This is a genomic window from Ruegeria sp. G10, from assembly GCF_056533645.1.
The window spans coordinates 230,790-246,101 of sequence record NZ_JBQFOQ010000003.1; the positions used below are offsets into that span (position 1 = coordinate 230,790).

At 60.8% G+C, this 15,312-nt stretch carries 16 protein-coding genes; 7 read left to right on the forward strand and 9 right to left on the reverse strand.

Annotated features, from left to right (window positions below; genetic code table 11):
- Positions 1–56 precede the first annotated feature (56 nt).
- The 7 genes from ACR0KM_RS08040 (at position 57) to ACR0KM_RS08070 (ending at position 6,947) form a co-directional block, all read left to right on the forward strand.
- Positions 57–1,433 (forward strand): 1-acyl-sn-glycerol-3-phosphate acyltransferase, encoded by a 1,377-nt coding sequence (locus ACR0KM_RS08040; protein WP_480860225.1) that lies wholly within the window; start codon positions 57–59, stop codon positions 1,431–1,433.
- A 112-nt stretch (positions 1,434–1,545) separates the two neighbouring features.
- The gene (gene ccrA / locus ACR0KM_RS08045) at positions 1,546–2,832 is read left to right on the forward strand and encodes a crotonyl-CoA carboxylase/reductase (protein WP_480860227.1); all 1,287 of its coding nucleotides are present in this window, start codon (positions 1,546–1,548) and stop codon (positions 2,830–2,832) included.
- A gap of 210 nt (positions 2,833–3,042) precedes the next feature.
- Positions 3,043–3,261: a hypothetical protein gene (locus ACR0KM_RS08050; RefSeq protein ID WP_480860229.1), complete on the forward strand. Its 219-nt coding sequence runs from the start codon at positions 3,043–3,045 to the stop codon at positions 3,259–3,261.
- Positions 3,200–3,919, forward strand: coding sequence for a helix-turn-helix transcriptional regulator (locus ACR0KM_RS08055; RefSeq protein WP_480823601.1), 720 nt, complete (start codon positions 3,200–3,202; stop codon positions 3,917–3,919). Before ACR0KM_RS08050 ends, ACR0KM_RS08055 begins: the two co-directional genes overlap by 62 nt.
- An 81-nt stretch (positions 3,920–4,000) precedes the next feature.
- Entirely contained in the window at positions 4,001–4,639 is a 639-nt protein-coding gene (locus ACR0KM_RS08060) for an acyl-homoserine-lactone synthase (RefSeq protein ID WP_480860231.1), read from the forward strand.
- Positions 4,640–4,689: 50 nt separating this feature from the next.
- Positions 4,690–6,222, forward strand: a complete 1,533-nt coding sequence (locus ACR0KM_RS08065) for an ATP-dependent DNA helicase (protein WP_480860233.1) — start codon at positions 4,690–4,692, stop codon at positions 6,220–6,222.
- Positions 6,219–6,947 carry an SDR family oxidoreductase gene (locus ACR0KM_RS08070; RefSeq protein ID WP_480860234.1) on the forward strand — a complete coding sequence of 243 codons (729 nt, stop codon included), beginning with the start codon at positions 6,219–6,221 and terminating at the stop codon, positions 6,945–6,947. The genes ACR0KM_RS08065 and ACR0KM_RS08070 overlap by 4 nt, the downstream gene beginning before the upstream one ends.
- 3 nt (positions 6,948–6,950) lie before the next feature.
- On the opposite strand, the gene ACR0KM_RS08075 is transcribed toward ACR0KM_RS08070, so the two are convergent.
- From ACR0KM_RS08075 to ACR0KM_RS08115, 9 genes are all read right to left on the reverse strand, one after another.
- Entirely contained in the window at positions 6,951–7,715 is a 765-nt protein-coding gene (locus tag ACR0KM_RS08075) for a TIGR02186 family protein (protein WP_480860236.1), read from the reverse strand.
- A 1-nt stretch (position 7,716) separates the two neighbouring features.
- Positions 7,717–8,637 carry a sulfite exporter TauE/SafE family protein gene (locus ACR0KM_RS08080; RefSeq protein ID WP_480823611.1) on the reverse strand — a complete coding sequence of 307 codons (921 nt, stop codon included), beginning with the start codon at positions 8,635–8,637 and terminating at the stop codon, positions 7,717–7,719.
- Between the two features lie 227 nt (positions 8,638–8,864).
- Positions 8,865–9,875, reverse strand: coding sequence for an ABC transporter permease (locus tag ACR0KM_RS08085; protein WP_480860238.1), 1,011 nt, complete (start codon positions 9,873–9,875; stop codon positions 8,865–8,867).
- A complete protein-coding gene (locus ACR0KM_RS08090; protein ID WP_480860239.1) occupies positions 9,875–10,969 on the reverse strand; it encodes an ABC transporter permease in 1,095 nt (364 codons plus the stop codon). The genes ACR0KM_RS08085 and ACR0KM_RS08090 overlap by 1 nt, the downstream gene beginning before the upstream one ends.
- A 1-nt stretch (position 10,970) precedes the next feature.
- Entirely contained in the window at positions 10,971–12,500 is a 1,530-nt protein-coding gene (locus ACR0KM_RS08095; RefSeq protein ID WP_480860241.1) for an ABC transporter ATP-binding protein, read from the reverse strand.
- A gap of 81 nt (positions 12,501–12,581) precedes the next feature.
- On the reverse strand, positions 12,582–13,580 hold the full coding sequence (locus ACR0KM_RS08100) for a BMP family lipoprotein (RefSeq protein WP_480860242.1): 999 nt from the start codon (positions 13,578–13,580) through the stop codon (positions 12,582–12,584).
- Between the two features lie 148 nt (positions 13,581–13,728).
- The gene (locus ACR0KM_RS08105) at positions 13,729–14,148 is read right to left on the reverse strand and encodes a GNAT family N-acetyltransferase (RefSeq protein WP_480860243.1); all 420 of its coding nucleotides are present in this window, start codon (positions 14,146–14,148) and stop codon (positions 13,729–13,731) included.
- Positions 14,145–14,732 (reverse strand): tRNA (adenosine(37)-N6)-threonylcarbamoyltransferase complex dimerization subunit type 1 TsaB, encoded by a 588-nt coding sequence (gene tsaB / locus ACR0KM_RS08110; RefSeq protein WP_480860246.1) that lies wholly within the window; start codon positions 14,730–14,732, stop codon positions 14,145–14,147. Before tsaB ends, ACR0KM_RS08105 begins: the two co-directional genes overlap by 4 nt.
- On the reverse strand, positions 14,722–15,285 hold the full coding sequence (locus tag ACR0KM_RS08115) for a NifU family protein (protein ID WP_480531999.1): 564 nt from the start codon (positions 15,283–15,285) through the stop codon (positions 14,722–14,724). The genes tsaB and ACR0KM_RS08115 overlap by 11 nt, the downstream gene beginning before the upstream one ends.
- Positions 15,286–15,312 lie beyond the last annotated feature (27 nt).

Genomic DNA, 15,312 nt, shown 5'->3' on the forward strand with positions numbered 1-15,312 from the left:
GCATAACAGGGTTTCTTCAGATTGTGAGCGATCCAGATTGATGGCACTGTGCGCAGATGACTCAGACCGTGGAACTACCGCTTTGGCTGTTTGTGCTGATCGTGCTGTTTGCCGCGGTCACTTTCGCTTCGCATTTCTTGTTCCCATCGGTGCGGTGGTTTTTTCGTCGCAGGCTCGAACGCGCTGTGGCGCGTCTGAACAAGCGGTTGCAGCGTCCGATCCAGCCGTTCAAGCTGGCTGGTCGGCACGATATGATCCAGCGGCTGATCTATGACCCGCAGGTCAGCAAAGCGGTGCAGCAGCATGCCAAGCAGGAAGGTGTGCCTGATGCGGTGGCATCGGAACTGGCGCGGCGCTACGCCCGCGAGATCGCTCCGTCATTCTCGACTGTGGCCTATTTCAGCGTGGCGATCCGATTTGCCCGGATCCTCAGCAATGCGTTTTACAATGTCCGGCTCAGCTACGAGGACAAAGCGGCGGTGGACAACATCGACCCGGATGCTGCGGTTATCTATGTCATGAATCATCGCAGCAACATGGACTATGTGTTGATCACCTATCTGGCGGCGGATCATTCCACCCTGTCTTATGCGGTTGGTGAATGGGCGCGGGTCTGGCCGCTCAGTCGGCTTATACGAGCGATGGGCGCATATTTCATCCGGCGCAAATCGGGCAGTGATCTTTATCGTCAGGTGTTGGCCAGCTACGTGCGCCACGCAACCGAAGCGGGTGTGACGCAGGCGATATTCCCAGAAGGCGGGCTGAGCCTGAGCGGCAAGCTGGGGCGTCCCAAGTTGGGGTTGCTGAAATACATGGTCGATGCGGCGGACCCACAGGGCCACGATGTGGTGTTTGTGCCGGTCGCGCTGAACTATGACCGCGTGCTGGAGGACACTGTTCTCACTGCCGCTGCCAAGGACACTGAACGGCGTTTTCGCGCCCGTATCGGTGTTATCACGCTCTGGACCTTGAAACAGATCTGGCGGCGGATCACCGGGCGATACAAACGCTTCGGCATGGCCTCTGTGCGGTATGCAAAACCGATCTCGCTGCAGGAATTTCGCGCAGCGCATGACCGCGATCTGACCACCGATCTCGCGCGCGAATTGATGCGCCGGATCGGCGCTGCGACGCCCTTTGTTCCATTGCCGGCGGCCTGTCGCCTGATCCAGCAGGAAGGCGAGATGAAAGAAGAGACGCTTCGGGCGCGTTTGCAGGAACAGGGTGGGCCTGAGACGGTCGGGGATGAGGCCGTGGATGATGCGATCAATCAATTGGTCGAACGCAGGATTCTTCTGCGCGAGAACGGTACGTTGCGTCCGACCGGGCAGCGGCCCGAGTTGTTGGCTTATTATGCAGCAGCCTCTGAACCGGCCCCGCCGTCGCGCGACGATGCAGGCGCAGCAAGCATTTCTGCGACTGCTGGGTCATAAAATTACAAAAAACATATCAAAAACTGTTGCATTATTTCGTGACGGCCAATATTCCATCTTGTGACAGCCGCGATTCTGCGGCGCGGCAATGGATGAGTTATAGGAGGCCAGCATGGCTTTGGACGTCGACAGTGGCATCGCGTCGTACGATGCGCCCGAAAAAGACCTCTATGAGATGGGAGAGATCCCTCCGATGGGATATGTTCCCAAGCAGATGTATGCGTGGGCGATCCGCCGCGAGCGTCATGGTGAACCTGACACCGCAATGCAACTTGAGGTGGTCGACGTTCCCAAGCTGGACAGCCATGAGGTGCTGGTTCTGGTGATGGCCGCAGGCGTTAACTATAACGGCGTCTGGGCTTCGCTGGGCAAGCCGATCAGCCCGTTTGATGGTCACGGTCAACCTTTCCATATCGCGGGTTCGGATGCCTCGGGCATTGTCTGGGCCGTGGGTGAGAAGGTCACGCGCTGGAAAGTTGGCGATGAGGTCGTGATCCACTGCAATCAGGACGATGGCGACGACGAACACTGCAACGGTGGTGATCCGATGTATTCGGACAGCCAGCGCATCTGGGGTTATGAGACGCCGGACGGGTCTTTTGCGCAGTTCACCAATGTGCAGGCCCAGCAGTTGATGCCGCGCCCGAAACATCTGACCTGGGAAGAAAGCGCTTGTTACACGCTGACGCTGGCCACCGCGTACCGGATGCTGTTCGGGCATGAACCGCATGATCTGAAACCCGGTCAGAACGTTCTGGTCTGGGGCGCATCGGGTGGTCTGGGGTCGTATGCGATCCAGTTGATCAACACGGCGGGCGCAAACGCGATCGGTGTGATCTCGGACGAAAGCAAGCGTGATTTTGTCATGGGGCTGGGGGCCAAGGGCGTCCTGAACCGTAAGGATTTCAACTGCTGGGGTCAGCTACCCACGGTGAACACCCCGGAATATGCTGAATGGTTCAAAGAGGCCCGCAAATTCGGCAAGGCGATCTGGGACATCACCGGCAAGGGTGTGAATGTCGACATGGTATTCGAACACCCCGGCGAAAGCACCTTCCCCGTCTCGACCTTCGTGGTGAAAAAGGGCGGCATGGTCGTGATCTGCGCTGGTACTACCGGCTATAACCTGACCTTCGACGTGCGTTATATGTGGATGCACCAGAAGCGCCTGCAGGGATCGCACTTTGCGCACCTCAAGCAGGCGGCTGCGGCGAACCAGCTGATGGTCGAGCGGCGTCTGGACCCTTGCATGTCCGAGGTGTTCAGCTGGAAGGAGCTGCCTGAGGCACATATGAAAATGATGCGGAACGAACATAAGCCCGGCAATATGTCCGTGCTTGTGCAGGCGCCGCACACTGGCATGCGGACTCTGGATGAGGTTCTGGCGGCGCGCGATTAACACGCGCGACTGAAACGCTGCAATCTTGCGCCCGTGCGACCTGTCTTAGTCGCGCGGGTGTTTTGCGTTTATGGCGTCGGTAGTCTTATCAAGGGCTTAGTATCCCATGACCCACTATTTTTGGGGAGTAGAAAGCAGTGAGTAGGCTGAAATAGTCTCCGCATGATATGGTTATGTTAACCCTTCGTTAACTATTTCGGGGACACCCTGATGGCGCAAAATGAGTGGATACTGGACGTATTGTCGGACCTCAACGCCTTTGCGGTGGCGAATGGTTTAACTGCGCTTGCCGAACAGCTTGATGACACCAGGTTGATCGCTGCGGCCGAGATTGCGTCCTTGAAAGACGAGGCACGCGCGCGCGCGAATGGCAACACAATTCGACTTGAGCCGGATCCTCGAGGATTTGGAAAGCACCAGCACGCTTGAAGAGCTGACCAGCGTTTCGGTCCAGCTAAGGGACCGGCTGAATATTGATCATGTCACATATCACTGGGTGGATGGGGCCGGTGATCAATATGGTTTCACCACCTATTCAGATGCATGGGATGCGCGATACCGCGACAGAAACTACCATCGTATTGATCCGGTAATACTGGGGTGTTTTCAACGCTTTCACGCCGTGGATTGGAAGCAGCTGAACTGGTCAGGGAAAGCAGTGCGCGCCTTTCTGGAGGATGCACTTGCACACGGTGTCGGTAACCAAGGATATTCGATCCCGCTCCGCGGCCCGAGCGGACAGTTTGCCCTGTTCACTGTAAACCATACTTGCGATGATACGGCTTGGCAGGCTTTCATCACAGCCTATGGTCGCGATCTGATTCTGGTCGCGCATTTCCTGAATCGCAAAGCGCTGGAATTCGCCAAAAATCGGCAGCCTGAAACCGTGCGCGGGCTTTCGCCACGCGAGATTGATGCGATGACGCTTTTGGCGCTGGGTTATAGCCGCGCGCAGGTGGCGCATTCACTTTCGATTTCCGAGCATACTCTGCGCGCTTACATCGAAAGCGCGCGATCAAAACTTGGCGCGCAGAATACGACCCACGCCATCGCCACCGCGCTCAGCCGGGGCTTAATAGTCGTTTAATCACCGTACGTTGCTCTCATCGTAAATTAACCACGTGTTCGTACCCCCTTTGTTCCAAATGGACGACAAGGGGAACACGTCATGTTGCGTTATTTGTATGCGGACGAGCTGCATAAATTTCCAGTTTTGGCCAAGGGGATGTTTCGGGACCGGGCCGATCAGTTCAAAACTCGCCTGGGCTGGGACGTTAAGGTGAATGAAAAGGGCGAGGAGCGGGATCAGTATGATGATCTGAATCCGCTCTATGTGATCTGGGAAGAGGCGGATGGCAGCCATGGCGGCTCGATGCGAATCCTGCCCACCACGGGCCCGGTGATGGTGAACGAGGTGTTCGGCCATCTGACCGGCGGCAGCCCCATCTGCAGCCCGATGATCTGGGAGGTGACGCGCTTTTGCCTCTCGCGCACCGCCAGCGCCCATACGGCTGGTGCGATCATGCTCAGCGGTGGCGAGGTGATGGAGGGGTTTGGCCTGACCCATATCGCTGGTGTCTTTGATGCGCGCATGATCCGGATCTACCGCATGATCGGCTCATCGCCGGTGGTGCTGGGTTCGGAAGGGTCCGGCCGGGATCAGATTTCGGTGGGTCTGTGGCCTTATTCGGCGGACGATTGCAACCGCGTCGCGGCCCGTGCGGGCATCCCGCGTGAGCTGTCTCGCCTGTGGTTCAAGACCGCCTTTGGCAGCGGCGCGCAGCATCGGTTTGCAATGTCGGCCTAAATCGCATTCGGTGTCTGGTGGCGGGCGGCGCGTCCCTGTAGGGTCGCGCCATGTCCTTGCCCCAAGTCACCTTTTCCGAAGATCAGGCAGCCGCTTTCGACAACATCGCCGAGATGCTGCGCAGCGCTGGTGTCGACCTCCACGACGATGCCTTGCTAAAGCTGCCGGGCGGGGGGCAATCGGGTGTGATGGCGGTGATCGGCAAGGCGGGGTCGGGTAAGACCCTGCTGCTGGCCGAGCTTTACAAGGCGCTGGCCGAGTCCGGCGTTAACCTGATCTCGGGCGATTTCGAAAGCCGCAAATCGCGCGACAAACGCAGCCTTGCGATCCTTGCGCCGACCAACAAGGCGGCGAGCGTGTTGCGCCTGCGCGGGGTGCCCGCGACAACGATTCACCGCATTCTCTATACCCCGGTTTACGACCCGGAATATGAACGCATCGCCGAGTGGCTGGCGGGCAATGATGAACGCCCCGAGATCGAAGGCCTGACCGACGAGGCGCTGGATCGGGCGGCTGCCTTCTATGCCAACAACAAATCCATCCCCGGCGCGCTGGCCGCTGCCGGATTACGCGGGTCTGATTTCATCACCGGTTGGAAACGGCGCGAGGAGCCTCTGGATATTGGCTTTGTCGATGAGGCCTCGATGCTGGATGACCGGCAGTTCGACGATTTGAAAGAGATTTTCCCGACGCTGCTGCTGTTCGGCGACCCGGCGCAGCTGGCGCCTGTGAATCAATCCGGGTCGATGGTGTTCGATACCCTGCCCGAACCGCGCAAACAGATTTTGCATCGGGTGCATCGGCAGACGGCGGGCAATCCGATTCTGGACCTCGCCCACGCGCTGTCTGATCCGGCGATGGGGTTCGAGGATTTCGAGCGGCTGATCGAGGACACCGCCCGCAAGGATGACCGCGTGGTCTGGGGTCAGCGGGTCGAAGTCGATCTGATGGCCCGCAGCCCGGTTCTGGTCTGGCGCAACGCCACCCGGATTCGCCTGATTCAAGCCTTCCGAAACGTCCACGGCGCGCCCGAGACCGAGTTGCTGGAGGGCGAGCCGCTGATTTGCGACGGTATCGAACTGCCCTTGAAACATCGCAAGAAACGGCTGGACCTTGAGGCTCGTGGCCTGATCAAGGGCGCGCAGGTCATCTATCTGGGCCCCGGTCGCAAGCCGGGGTTTTCGCGCCTGCATGTGATGGGGGCCGAAGACCCGCAGGTCAGCGCGGCCTCGATCGTGCAGATTGAAAAGCCGGACGAAGAGGAACCCTTCATCCCCTACGCCGCCCGCATGGGGGCGACGTTCCTGCATGGCGCAGCAGTGACGATCCACAAGGCGCAGGGATCGCAATGGGACACAGTTCAGGTGTTTGCCCCGGATATCTACGCCGCCGCCCGCATGGGCCGGACCGAGGCGGGGCAGCCGCTGTGGAAACGTCTGGCCTATGTCGCCATAACCCGTGCGCAAGAGCGGCTGGTCTGGGTGGTGCGCAATCGGTTGTCGAAGCCGACGCACCCGCTGCGCGTTGATGACCTGCGGGCCGTGGCCGCGCCATCGCTGACATTGGAGGCGGAAGAGACATGAAAACGATCATCGTCACCGGGGCCAGCTCGGGCATAGGCCGCGCGACGGCCGAGTTGTTTCTGGCTGAAGGCTGGTGCGTCGGCCTGCTGGCGCGCAGCGCAGACAAGCTGCACGCGATGGCCGAGGGGCGGGACAATGCGATCCCGCTGGTCGTGGATGTGACCGACCCGGATGCGGTGAACCGCGCCTTCCAGACGTTCACCACGAAAGCCGGTCGGCTGGATGTCCTGTTCAACAATGCGGGTATCTTCGCGCCCGGTGGCACCATTGACGAGATCGCGCTGGAGGACTGGTTCAGCTCGGTCAATGTGAACCTGAACGGGATGTTCCTGTGTGCTCGTGCGGCCTTTGCCGCGATGCGGGCGCAGCAACCGCAGGGTGGACGGATCATCAATAACGGTTCGATTGCCGCCCATGTGCCGCGTCCCAACTCGGTGCATTATTCGGCAACCAAACACGCCATTACAGGGCTGACGCGCAGCCTGTCGCTGGATGGGCGCGCGTTTGGTATCGCTTGTGGTCAGATCGACATTGGCAATGCACGCACGCCGATGGTGCAGGCCCTGGTCGACAGCACCATCGCAGCGGGGCGCACACCCGACCCGACCATGGATGTTGCTGACGCGGCGCGGTCAGTGTTGCACATGGCGCAGTTGCCGCCCGAGGCGAATGTGCAGTTCATGACGGTGATGGCCACGACCATGCCCTATATCGGTCGCGGATAGCGCCTAGTTTTCCCGCAGAAGACGGAACGCCGTCGACGCCCCCCAGCCGGCGGCTATGGCGATGGCCAGCGACATCAGCCCGTACCAGATCGGCTGCTCGCGGGACATATTGTACAGGAACCGCTCCAGCCCGACCTTGCGCACGTCAATCGAGGTTTCGAACGTGGATACGACGTTGCCGCCACGGGTCAGAAAAATGCGCGCGGTATAGTCGCCCTCGGTCAGGTCCGAAGGCATATCGATCGAGGTGCGGAACAGGGTTTGTTCGTCCACCGCCACGGTGTTTTCGCGGATGGAATACAGCCCTTCAGTCTCGCGGATGCGAATGACAGCGGCTGCGAAATCCTGCGCGCTTTCAATGCTCATATCCGCCCCGACCGATCGTATGGCGCGTTCAACCGACACTTTGTAACGCAGGTCTTCGGTGTTCGTCAGCACCTCGCGGAACGGTGCGCTGGTGGCGACCGCGTAGAAGCTGGGGGCCAGATCGACGACCAGACTGTCGGTGTTGACCCAGATGCCGAACTTCTTCTCCTTCCGGCGCACCGTGACAGGTTCGGATGGGCCCACGACCGAGACGATCACCTCAAGCGGCGGGCCTTCGGGGATCGGGGCCTCGCGTTTGACGGCGCCAAAGACCAGAATTTCCGAGCCGTCGAAATTGGCGGTGATCGAAACCCGGTCCTGAGACAGCCCCAGAACAACCTGTTCCTCGGCGGCGTAAACCGGCAGGCAGATCAGACAGAGGGCGGCGATCAGGCGCAACATCTCAGTGCCCCCCCGCATCGCCCAGCGAATACAGTTCCGCCGGTTGCAGGAGCAGGTCCAGCGCCAGTTTGCCGCAGACCACCAGCACCAGCGCGGCCAGCAGCACCCGCAGCTGTTCCGCTGGCATCCGCGCGCCAATCACCGTTCCGATCTGCGCGCCCACAACGCCGCCGACCAGCAGCAGAACAGCCAGCACCACGTCGACCGTATAGTTTGTTGTGGCGTGCAGCATGGTGGTAAACGCCGTCACAAAGATGATCTGAAACAGCGAGGTTCCGACCACGACCTTGGTGGGCATTCCCAGCAGATAGATCATCGCAGGCACCATGATAAATCCGCCGCCGACGCCCATGATCGCCGACAGGATGCCGACGAACAGCCCCACCATGACCGGCGGAATGACCGAGATATAAAGCCCCGAAGTCCGGAACCGCATCTTGAACGGCATTGCGTGAATCCATCCGCGCTGACGACGCTTTGGCGGGGTACCGCCACCCTTGCGGGACTTGCGCAGCGCATTCAGGCTTTCGACAAACATCAGGCTGCCGATGACGCCCAGAAAGACCACATAGCAAAGCTTGACCAGCAGATCGACCTGTCCAAGGCTTTTGAGATAGTTGAACAGGACCACACCCAGCGCCGCCCCGATCAGCCCTCCGATCAGCAGCACCGTTCCCATCTTCAGATCGACCGTTCGCCGCCTGAAATGGGCCAGAACGCCCGAGAAGGACGAGGCGACGATCTGGTTGGCTTCGGTCGCAACGGCAACTGCTGGCGGGATGCCGATGAAGAACAAAAGCGGCGTCATCAGAAAGCCGCCGCCGACCCCGAACATGCCCGATAAGATTCCCACCATGCCACCCAGCCCAAACAGCAGAAACGCGTTCACGGAGACTTCGGCAATCGGGAGGTATATCTGCATGACTTCTTCTAAACGGGACAGGCCGCGCCGCGCAACGGAGCAGAACCGGTGATAACGTAAAACTCAACAGGCGTAGCACGCGCAACAACTTGGGCCTTGGATGCCGGGGCTGCAAAGCTGTGGCGGGGCATGTCCATACCCCCTTAGAGCGGTTGCGGCATACAAAATCAACTCTGTATGCCGCTTTGCAGCAAACAGGACTGCAGGGCAGTCCTGAACTGGCCTTATCAGCGCTCTTTCACGTAAGGTTCACCCCCGGCGCGCGGCGGTACGGCCTTGCCCACGAACCCGGCCAGAATCACCACGGTCAGGATATAGGGCAGGGCGTCCATCACCTGCACCGGGATCACGACGCCGCCCAGATCGATGTTCTGGAAACGCAGGGCAACGGCTTGCAGCAGACCGAACAGCAGGCAGGCCCACATGGCGTGCCAGGGCCGCCATTTCGCAAAGATCAGCGCGGCCAGCGCGATGAACCCGCGCCCGGCAGTCATCTCTTTCACGAACCCGGCTTGCAGGGCGGTGGCCAGATAGGCCCCGGCGATGCCGCACAGGATACCGCAGATCGCCACAGCCGCGTAACGCAGACCCACGACCGAGACACCGGCAGTGTCGACGGCTGCCGGGTTCTCACCTACCGCGCGCAGGCGCAGGCCAAAACGGGTGCGGAACAGAATCCACCACGTCAGCGGCACCATCAGGAAGGCCACGTAGACCAGAATGGAATGGCCCGACAGAAGCTCGGAATAGACCAAGTGCGGGACGTTGGCCTCAGACATCAGTTCGGACACCGGTTTCCCGGTCAGTTCTGCGTCCTCGGGACCGATGGCATAGGGGAATTCGGCGGATTCGAACCGCCCGCCGCCAAACAGGGATGGAGTGCGCCCGCCTTGCTGGAACCAGCTTTGGGCGACCAACACGGTCATCCCTGAGGCGAGGAAGTTGATGGCTACGCCCGAGATCAGCTGATTGCCCCGGAACGTGATCGAGGCAAACCCGTGCAGCGCCGACAGGACCAGTGAGGCCGCAATCCCCGCCAACAGGCCCAGCCAGACCGAGCCGGTAACAGCTGCCACAGCCGCCGAGAAGAAGGCCGACATCAACATCTTGCCTTCGAGCCCGATATCGAAGATGCCCGCACGTTCGGAATATAGCCCGGCCAGACAGGCCAGCAGCAGCGGTGTCGCCAGACGGATGGTGGAATCCAGAACCTGGATGAGTGTCAGGAAGATATCCATCAGGCCGACCCCTTCCGCAGAGCCAGGAACAGCTTTTCAAGCGGCATCCGCACCATGTTGTCCAGCGCTCCGGTAAACAGGATCACCAGCGCCTGAATGACCACGATCAACTCGCGCGGGATTGACGTCCAGAGCGCCAGTTCGGCACCCCCTTGGTACAGGAACCCGAACAGGATCGCGGCCAAGAACACGCCGAACGGATGCGATCGCCCCATCAAGGCGACGGCAATGCCGATGAACCCGGCCCCCTCGGTCGAGTTCAGGACCAGCCGCTCCGCCTCACCCATCACGTTGTTGATGGCCATCAGACCGGCCAGCGCGCCCGAGATCAGCATGGCGATGATGGTGATCCGGACCGGAGAAATACCGGCATAGACCGCCCCGGTTTCCGAATGCCCATAGGCGCGGATTTCATAGCCCAGCCGGGTGCGCCAGATCAGCGCCCAGACCACGAAACAGGCAAGGATCGCCACGAAGAACGAGATATTCGCAGGCGCGCCGCGGAACATCACGTTTTCCGCGGTTGAAAACATCGACTGGAAGGTGGGCAGATGCACGGCTTCGGGGAAGCGCGCGGTGGCCGGGTCTTGCGAACCTTGCGGGCGCATGACGTTGACCAGCATGTAGTTGAGGAAGGCGGCCGCGATAAAGTTGAACATGATCGTGGTGATCACGATGTGGCTGCCGCGCTTGGCCTGCAGATAGGCCGGAATGGCCGCCCATGCTGCGCCAAAGATCATCGAGGCGGCACAAGCAGCCAGCAGGGCGATGGTCCAGTGCGGCCACGGCACCGACAGGCAGACGATGGCAACGCCCAAGCCCCCCAGCATAGCCTGACCTTCGCCGCCGATATTGAACAGCCGCGCGTGGAAGGCGACCGCCACGGCCAGACCGGTAAAGATGAAGTTGGTCGCGTAATACAGCGTATAGCCCCAACCATAGGTCGAGCCCAACGCGCCGGTGACCATCAGGTTGACCGCCTCGATCGGGTCTTCTCCGATGGCGAGGATGACGATTGCCGAAAGGATTGTGGCCAACAGCAGGCTGATCAGCGGGATCAGCACCACATCGGCCCATTTGGGCATTTTTTCCATCTTACGCGGCCTCTCCCGCAACACCGGCCATCAGCAGGCCCAGTTCCTTTTCATCCGTCTCGGCGGGCAGACGTTCGCCCATGATATGTCCGTCGAACATCACCGCGATCCGGTCGGACAGCGAGAAGATCTCCTCCAGCTCGACCGAGACCAGCAGGATCGCCTTGCCCTGATCGCGCAGGGCGACGATTTGTTTGTGAATGAATTCGATGGCTCCGATATCCACGCCGCGCGTGGGTTGGCCCACCAACAGTAGATCGGGATTGCGCTCGATCTCACGCGCGACGACGATCTTCTGCTGGTTGCCGCCCGAGAAGCTTTTGGCGGTCAGCCAGCCATTCGGGGGGCGCACGTCGAACTTTTCGATCTTGGCCTCGGTGTCGGCGCGCAGGGCGGCGTTGTCCATGAAGATGCCGCGCTGATAGGCCGGGTCGCGGTGATAGCCGAAGGCCACGTTCTCCCACGCGTGGAAATCCATGATCAGACCCTCGCGCTGGCGGTCTTCGGGCACATGCGCAATGCCCTGCGCCCGCCGCGCCTGACCGTCAGATCCTGCGCCATGCAGGGCCAGCGGTTCACCGTTCAGCCGGATCGTCCCATGCCCCGGGCGCATCCCGCCCAGAACCTCAAGCAGTTCGGATTGTCCGTTCCCAGCGACCCCGGCGATGCCCACAATCTCGCCCGCGCGGACGGTTAGGTTGATACCTTTGACGCGCTCGACCCCGGCGGAATCGGTGACGCTGAGGTTTTCGATCTCCAGCACCGGTTTGCCGGGCTGCGCGGGCACTTTGTCGACCTGCAGCAGTACCTTGCGGCCCACCATCAGTTCGGCCAGTTCCTGCGGGTTGGTGTCAGCTGTTTTCACGGTCGCCGTCATCTCGCCACGCCGCATCACCGAGACCGTGTCGGTGTTTTCCATGATCTCGCGCAGCTTGTGGGTGATCACGATGATGGTCTTGCCCTCGGACCGCAGACGGTCGAGGATGCGGAACAGCTGATCCGCCTCGGCAGGAGTCAGCACGCCAGTGGGTTCGTCGAGGATCAGAATCTCGGCCTTGCGGTACAACGCTTTCAGGATCTCGACCCGCTGCTGCATGCCGACGCCGATCTCGTCGATACGCTTGTCGGGGTCGACGAACAGCTCGTATTCTTCTTCCAGCGCTTTCAGTTCTTTACGCGCCTTGGCCAGCGAGGGGGCCAGCAGCCCGCCATCTTCGGCACCCAGAACGATGTTTTCCAGAACGGTGAAATTCTCGACCAGTTTGAAATGCTGAAAGACCATCCCGATGCCCGAGGCGATGGCCGCCTGGCTGTCAGGGATGTCGGTCTTTGATCCGTTGATCCAGATCTCACCTTTGTCGGCCTTGTAGAAGCCATAGAGGATGCTCATCAGCGTGGATTTGCCCGCACCGTTTTCACCGATGATCCCGTGGATCGTTCCGGGGGCGACGCTGATGGAGATGTCTTTGTTGGCCTGAACCGGCCCAAAGGCTTTGGAAATCCCTTTGAGCTCAATGGCGGGGACGGTCATGTCTTGTCCTTGGGTTGCCGAAAGGGCCGCACGCGGCAGAGTGGAGACGGGGCGGAGGTCAGCCCCCCGCCCCGCGTGATATCAGAACTGCAGCGCCGGGCAGCTGTCGTTCTCGTAATAGCTGACAACCGAGACGTTGCCGTCGATGATGTCCTGACGGGCCTTGTCGACCGCCGCTTTCATGTCGTCCGACACCAGCGACGCGTTGTTGTCATCCATCGCAAAGCCCACGCCATCCTCGGCCAGCCCCATGACGAACACGCCGGTTTCAACGTTCTCGCCGGCCTTCATCGCTTCGTAAACGGCGACGTCCACACGTTTCAGCATCGAGGTCAGAACCTTGCCGGGATGCAGGTGGTTTTGGTTGCTGTCCACACCGATCGACAGGATGCCTTCGTCAGCCGCAGTTTGCAGCACGCCAACGCCGGTGCCGCCCGCCGCAGCATAAACAACGTCAGCACCCTGGCTGATCTGCGCCTTGGTCAGTTCCGAACCCTTCACCGGGTCGTTCCAGGCGGCGGGGGTGGTGCCGGTCATGTTGGCCACCACGTTAATGTCGGGGTTCACCGCCTTGGCTCCCTGTGCATAGCCGCAGCCAAAGTGACGGATCAGCGGAACGTCCATGCCGCCGATAAAGCCGACGGTGCCGGATTCCGAAGCCATCGCGGCCATCATGCCGACCAGGTACGAGCCCTCATGTTCGGCAAAGCCCACCTGACGCACATTGGGTGCATCCAGCCATGTCACGTCGACCACAACAAAAGTGGTGTCAGGATAGTCGGGCGCCACGGCGGCCAGCGGATCGGCCATGCCGAAACCCATGGTAATGATCGGGTTCGAACCCGCTTCGGCAAAGCGGCGCAGGGCCTGTTCGCGCTGCGCTTCGGATTGCATTTCGATCTCGCGGTAGGTTCCGCCTGTTTCCTCGGCCCAGCGTGACGCGCCGTTATGTGCAGCTTCGTTGAACGACTTGTCGAATTTGCCGCCAAGATCAAAGATCAGGGCCGGTTCGGCCAGAGCGGCGCCAGCTGTCAGTGCAACCGCCGCCGCGGCGCCCATCAAGGATTTCATAAGGTTCATCTGTTACTCCCGTTGGCTATTATCGGTCCGGGGCTTGACCGCCCCATCACCCACTCAGAGCGAGCATACCTGTTGTGATGGCGGGAATTAAGGACGTTTGCAACAGCTTCGGTCAATTGATTTTTGATCATTTGGTCAAAAAGATCGATTATTTCCCGATTAGCAGGCACTCCAGGACAATCGCGTCCACATTTGGGCCAGTTTTGCGCGCATAATAGGCACGTCGCCGCCCGCAAGGTTCGTACCCGCAGTCTGAGTACAGCGCGATGGCTGCCTCATTGTCGGCGGCCACCTCTAGAAAGGCGCGTGTGGCCCCAAGGTGCTGCGCCTGAGCGTGCCATTTTGCCATGGCCTGACGGGCAAGGCCCTGCCTTTGATGATCGGGATGGGTTGCGATGGTCAGCAGCTCTGCCTCATCCGCGATGACTTGAAACAGCGCAAAACACCGGTCGTCGCCAACAAGATGGGTGAAGCGCCCCGCCAGCAGGTCGGTGAATTCCGCCGCGGTCCACGGGCGGGACTGCGTGAACGCTGCCGTGTGGATCTGGGCAAGGGTTTCGGGTGTCATTCGTCCAGCAGAACCGGTGGCACATCGCGCGACGGCGCGGCATCAGCGGGTCGGACATAAAGCGGGGCGGGCGCCGTTTGCGTTGCCTGCCAGCGGCGCGCGGTCAGCCGGGCGATAGCGTAGGCCTGCTGGTCGGGGGCGGCACACAGGAACAGTGGGCCCAGCCCTTCGGCCTCATCACGCGCGATCAGGCGTGGAGTGTCGTCTGGCTGAACATAGACCTGGTCTCGCGGCGCGGGGATGGCGGGGATCTGGCCCGGAGCGGCCAATTCACCCAGCGCATCAAACCCCGAGACGCCAACCGCCGGAATCCCGAGCCCCAGCGCCAGACCGCGCGCGGCGGAGACCGATATTCGAATACCGGTGAAATTGCCCGGGCCGACGCCCACGCCAATCGCATCAAGGCTCTGCCAGTTGAGTCTGTTCCGGGTCAACAGCTCTTCGAGCAGGGGCATCAGCCTCTCGGCCTGCCCTCGGGTCATCGGTTCGGCCACGGTTTCGACGATCTGGTCGCCACACAACAAAGCGGCCGCGCAATGCGCGGCCGATGTGTCGAATGCAAGAATCGTTGGGTCAGACCGCAACAGGGCGCACCTCGGTCACCTCGGGGATGTAGTGGCGCAGCAGGTTTTCGATGCCCATTTTCAGCGTAAGCGTCGAGGACGGGCATCCCGCGCAGGCACCTTGCATATGCAGATAGACCACGCCGCGATCAAAGCCGTGGAAGGTGATGTCGCCACCGTCCTGCGCCACCGCAGGGCGGACCCGGCTGTCCAGCAGGTCTTTGATCTGGTTGACGATTTCGGCGTCTTCGCCAGTGTGTTCGGCATGGCCCGAGGCGGTCTGCGCATCGGCCGCCATGACCGGCTGACCCGACTGGTAGTGCTCCATCACTGCACCGAGGATAGCAGGTTTGATGTGATCCCACTGAACGTCATCCGACTTCGTAACGGTGACGAAATCATTGCCGAAGAACACGCCGGTCACACCGTTTACCCCGAAAATCCGCTGAGCCAAGGGCGACTTCTCGGCGGTCTCGGCACTTGGGAAGTCAGCGGTGCCCGCTTCCAGAACCGTCTGACCGGGCAGGAATTTCAGCGTGGCCGGGTTGGGCGTGGATTCGGTTTGGATGAACATGGCGCGGCTCCGTTTGAGGTGACCTTG

Bases quoted from the DNA above. Each gene is read 5' to 3' on its own strand.
- ACR0KM_RS08040 (WP_480860225.1), top strand. From the start codon at position 57: ATGACTCAGACCGTGGAACTACCGCTTTGGCTGTTTGTGCTGATCGTG.
- ACR0KM_RS08065 (WP_480860233.1), top strand. From the start codon at position 4,690: ATGTCCTTGCCCCAAGTCACCTTTTCCGAAGATCAGGCAGCCGCTTTC.
- ACR0KM_RS08060 (WP_480860231.1), top strand. From the start codon at position 4,001: ATGTTGCGTTATTTGTATGCGGACGAGCTGCATAAATTTCCAGTTTTG.
- ACR0KM_RS08070 (WP_480860234.1), top strand. From the start codon at position 6,219: ATGAAAACGATCATCGTCACCGGGGCCAGCTCGGGCATAGGCCGCGCG.
- ACR0KM_RS08085 (WP_480860238.1), bottom strand. From the start codon at position 9,875: ATGGATATCTTCCTGACACTCATCCAGGTTCTGGATTCCACCATCCGT.
- ACR0KM_RS08080 (WP_480823611.1), bottom strand. From the start codon at position 8,637: ATGCAGATATACCTCCCGATTGCCGAAGTCTCCGTGAACGCGTTTCTG.
- ACR0KM_RS08115 (WP_480531999.1), bottom strand. From the start codon at position 15,285: ATGTTCATCCAAACCGAATCCACGCCCAACCCGGCCACGCTGAAATTC.
- ccrA (WP_480860227.1), top strand. From the start codon at position 1,546: ATGGCTTTGGACGTCGACAGTGGCATCGCGTCGTACGATGCGCCCGAA.
- ACR0KM_RS08090 (WP_480860239.1), bottom strand. From the start codon at position 10,969: ATGGAAAAAATGCCCAAATGGGCCGATGTGGTGCTGATCCCGCTGATC.
- ACR0KM_RS08075 (WP_480860236.1), bottom strand. From the start codon at position 7,715: ATGTTGCGCCTGATCGCCGCCCTCTGTCTGATCTGCCTGCCGGTTTAC.
- ACR0KM_RS08055 (WP_480823601.1), top strand. From the start codon at position 3,200: ATGGCAACACAATTCGACTTGAGCCGGATCCTCGAGGATTTGGAAAGC.
- ACR0KM_RS08050 (WP_480860229.1), top strand. From the start codon at position 3,043: ATGGCGCAAAATGAGTGGATACTGGACGTATTGTCGGACCTCAACGCC.
- ACR0KM_RS08100 (WP_480860242.1), bottom strand. From the start codon at position 13,580: ATGAACCTTATGAAATCCTTGATGGGCGCCGCGGCGGCGGTTGCACTG.
- ACR0KM_RS08105 (WP_480860243.1), bottom strand. From the start codon at position 14,148: ATGACACCCGAAACCCTTGCCCAGATCCACACGGCAGCGTTCACGCAG.
- ACR0KM_RS08095 (WP_480860241.1), bottom strand. From the start codon at position 12,500: ATGACCGTCCCCGCCATTGAGCTCAAAGGGATTTCCAAAGCCTTTGGG.